Origin of the sequence: Sabulibacter ruber (assembly GCF_017355955.1) — a bacterium.
In the GTDB taxonomy this organism is placed as follows: Bacteria; Bacteroidota; Bacteroidia; order Cytophagales; family Hymenobacteraceae; genus Nibribacter; species Nibribacter ruber_A.
Window position 1 is genome coordinate 1 of the sequence record NZ_JAFFID010000103.1, and the last position, 286, is coordinate 286.

Below are 286 nucleotides of genomic sequence, written 5' to 3' on the forward strand. Positions count from 1 at the left end.
TTCATGCCCGAGCCGCAGACCTTGGAAATAGTGGTGCAGCCGGCGGCCTCCGGGATGCCGGCGCCGAGCGAGGCCTGGCGGGCCGGCGCCTGGCCGAGGCCGGCCGGCAGCACGTTGCCCATGAAGACCTCCTCCACCATCTCCGGCGCCACGCCCGCCCGCTCCAGCGCCGCCCGGATGGCGGCCGATCCGAGTTGGGGTGCGGTCAGCCCCTGAAGCTCGCCCTGGAAGCCGCCCATGGGGGTGCGGGCGGCGCCCGCGATCACGACCGTGTCCTGCGTTGCCC

1 protein-coding gene is annotated in these 286 nt (G+C 74.8%); it reads right to left on the minus strand.

Annotated features, from left to right (window positions below; genetic code table 11):
* On the minus strand, positions 1–266 hold a 266-nt coding region (locus JT719_RS24630), incomplete at its 3' end, for a thiolase family protein (protein ID WP_479725271.1).
* Between the last annotated feature and the right edge of the window lie 20 nt (positions 267–286).